We start from the raw sequence: 3,220 nt of genomic DNA, 5'->3' as shown, positions 1-3,220 counted from the left end.
GCGGGTCTTGATGACCTTCACTCCTGAAGTTTCCAAAGTCTCGCAAAATTCATTCGTGAACAGCGGATCGTTGTCGCAGACGAAGTATTCCATCTTATACAAGAAGTCATCTTCCGAATCAGTGAGGTTCCGGGCGACCTGTGCCATGACCTGACCATTCATCTGGCAGCTGATCTGAGCGATCTGCACCCTGCTCTTGGCGAGGTTCATGACGAAAAGCGTGTGATAGCGGACAAGGCCGCGCATCGTCCAAACCTCCGTGGTGAGGAAATCCGCCACACACATCGTCGCCATGTGCGAGCGGACGAATTGCTTCCAAGTAGACCTCTTCATACGTTCCTCAGATGGAGGAATACCTGCGGCTCGAAGCATGTTACCGACCGTGGTTTCACTGACCTCGTAACCGAAATTCGAGAACGCACCCTGGATGCGTCCATAACCCCAGCTTGCGTTCTCTTCCGCGAACTTGATGCAAAACTCACGGATGGTTTCCATCTCTTTTTGCCGATCCGTTTGGATCTTGCGCTTCGCCGTATATTTGAGTGCCACCAATTTACGGTGCCAGTAGAGAATCCGATCCGGCGTGACAATACTCGCGTATTGCATCAGTCCCTTGCGCTCGAGCTTCTTGCCGCATTTTGCAAGTTTCCGTCTTTGGGTATTGCTCAAAGCCAACTTCACATCCTTCTTCTCCAGCTGTTCTTTGAGTATCTCATTCTCGGCATGCAAATAGTTGATCACGTCAAGCTGTCAGCGGTTCAGCCAGCCTGCCATTGCGGCGAGAAATATGGTCAATTGCGTCTTCAAGACGTTTTTTCGTATTTCCATAAGTCGTTGGCAAGTCATATAGATGCTAAATTTGAACCTCTCACGCGGAGTGATCGCTTTCCGCGGTTTAGAGTTTACCCGTTTCGGAGGAGCTTTAGCGAAAGCGGAGCCAACCGGTCAAAGTGACTAGTTCCGAGGCTACGCCGACAAGCGAATCCAATAACTTTACCTCACTAGTTCAAATACGTCAGCCTAGCCGCGCCGTGGTTTCTTTGATCAACAACTTCGCTTTAAATTTACGAGACTGTGGCTTCGAATCCTCTTCATCATTATTGAGTCGGTATAACATCAATTCTGCAGTCGCATCGGCCAACTCTTCTAGTGGCTGGGCAATAGTGCTTAATTGACGCGGCAGGAATCGGCCCAAAGGAATGTTATCCACTCCGATCACTGAAAGATCTTCGGGCACACGAATGCCCTGCTCGCTCGCGGCGCGCATGGCACCAATGGCAGTTAAATCATTCATGGCGATGAGTGCAGTCGGCTTGGGCCCCGAAATACCATCCAAGAACTCACCAAAGGTGTTTCTTGCACTCAGCAAATCGTGCGCACACGGGATGAAGCTATTTTGATTCTCAGGGATTCCACGCTCCTTCAGCATCTGATTAAATACATTTGGCCGATCCCCCGCTTCCTGCCCTTTCGCAAGTGCACAAAGAAACGCAAAATGTTCATGCCCCAAGTCTAATAAATGCTCAACCGCAGCCGTAATCCCCGAAGCGAAATCCATCTCAACCGCGTCGAAAGGAAACGGCTCGATCGAAGGCCCCGTTAATGCAACAACGTGAGTGGATGTTTTTGCCGCACGTTTCAAAAAGTCCAAGTGGCTATTCAAATCACTGACAAAATACGTCACCGCATCAATCTGGCGATCAATGATCGAATCTAAACAGTGCTTCTCATATTTTAAGTCGTTACGAGAGTGCTCCAAAATAAGATCATAACCATGATCACGCATGCGCTGTTCCAGTAGATCTGCAAAAGTCGTATAGACCGGATTATGCAAATCCGGAATAACGAGACCAACGGTTTTAAAGCTACCAAGTCGAAGTCCCAATGCAGCTCGGCTAGGCTTGTAGCCCAATTCTTCCGCTGCCTTAAAGACACGGGCTGCCGTTTCCTTCGAAGCCCAGGAATTCGACCGACGATTCAAGATCGTCGACGCAGTATTCGTTGCGACTCCCGCTCGCGCGGCTACATCTTTCAAACGTGCTCTCATTGATTCAATTAGTAATATTCGGCGCTGACCAGTTGCAATCCAGATTCATTCAAATTGCTTAGTGATTAATAAAGCAGGATGCATCCTCCCTACTCCAACAGCAAGCTTTCTAAAGAAAAACATAAAAAAGACCTCAAGCGACTGATAAACAGTCGCTTGCGACAAAAAATAGAACAACCAAAAAAACCATAAGAAACAATTCTTGACAGCAACACAGGAATTGTTTCTTATCCCAATCGTCTAAACATCGAATGACTTTGCTTCAATCGTTCAACCCTAATCAAAAACACCCTACATACATGAAAAAGATATACTCACTATCGGTTGCCACAATTGCACTTTTCTCATTCAGCAGTTCAGCGCAAGTCACGCTCGTTGAAATTGATTTTAGTGGTACAGGAGGCGTCACCACCATCGCTTCAACGGACTCTCAATTTACCGTGAAAAACGCAGCTGTGACATTCGATGACACAGCGACGACCTTTACCGCAGTCGGTGGGGGTTCTGGCGTTGGCGGGTGGAACTACGACGGAACGGGAACCGCCGCAGTTAATAACGACCTGTTTACTGCCAGTAATTTTGGAGGCACCACACGTTTCGACCTCGACCTCGGAAATGCCGCTGCGGGACAATCCTACACGATCACCAGAGTTGAGCTCGATATTCGCGCGACAAATGCTGCAGGCGGCACTTGGGAGTTTGGCTACCGCAAAGCTTCCGACAACTCGACTGTCTTGGTCGGCTCTGAAGCGATTGCGACTCAAAGTGGCACCGACCCTATCGCCACCTATTTCATTGATCTTACGAGCCATAGCCTGATTGCTACGAATTCGAGCACAGCCTGGAGCACAGCAGCAAACGGTGAACTTCGCTGGACTTTCTATGATGCAACCGCAGAGGGTGCCGACAACTTTCAAGTAGCCGGAATCCGTGTCATCGGAACCACCATCCCAGAACCTTCAACTTATGCACTACTTGCCGGTGCACTCGCCCTCTCCTTAGTAGTCGTGCGTCGCCGCAAGTAATCCGCCCAAAGTTAGTGAGCTTTTACTTCCAAAGTCGGAAGGTCTAAGAGGGCGTCCAATAAAAGCTTAAATGCGTAATTTGGGCTGTACGAGAGTGCTCGAATCTCGCATATAGTTTGGATGCGAGAAAACTACCCAAGCGATCTGA

3 protein-coding genes are annotated in these 3,220 nt (G+C 48.9%); 1 reads left to right on the top strand and 2 read right to left on the bottom strand.

From position 1 onward, the window contains the following. Window positions 1-741 (bottom strand): hypothetical protein (locus tag QEH59_RS18280; RefSeq protein WP_308986824.1); only part of this gene is annotated, 741 nt, incomplete at its 3' end. A gap of 274 nt (window positions 742-1,015) precedes the next feature. Further along, window positions 1,016-2,047, bottom strand: coding sequence for a LacI family DNA-binding transcriptional regulator (locus QEH59_RS18275; protein ID WP_308986823.1), 1,032 nt, complete (start codon window positions 2,045-2,047; stop codon window positions 1,016-1,018). Between the two features lie 299 nt (window positions 2,048-2,346). Between QEH59_RS18275 and QEH59_RS18270 the strand changes: the two genes are divergently transcribed. Then, window positions 2,347-3,072 (top strand): PEP-CTERM sorting domain-containing protein, encoded by a 726-nt coding sequence (locus tag QEH59_RS18270; protein WP_308986822.1) that lies wholly within the window; start codon window positions 2,347-2,349, stop codon window positions 3,070-3,072. The last annotated feature ends 148 nt before the right edge of the window (window positions 3,073-3,220 follow it).

It is taken from the genome of Thalassobacterium sedimentorum, from assembly GCF_031127905.1.
GTDB classification, from domain to species: domain Bacteria; phylum Verrucomicrobiota; class Verrucomicrobiia; order Opitutales; family Coraliomargaritaceae; genus Thalassobacterium; species Thalassobacterium sedimentorum.
Note: the sequence above shows the minus strand (reverse complement) of the source record. Positions and strands in the feature narration are given on the sequence as shown.

Bases quoted from the DNA above. Each gene is read 5' to 3' on its own strand.
- QEH59_RS18275 (WP_308986823.1), bottom strand. From the start codon at position 2,047: ATGAGAGCACGTTTGAAAGATGTAGCCGCGCGAGCGGGAGTCGCAACG.
- QEH59_RS18270 (WP_308986822.1), top strand. From the start codon at position 2,347: ATGAAAAAGATATACTCACTATCGGTTGCCACAATTGCACTTTTCTCA.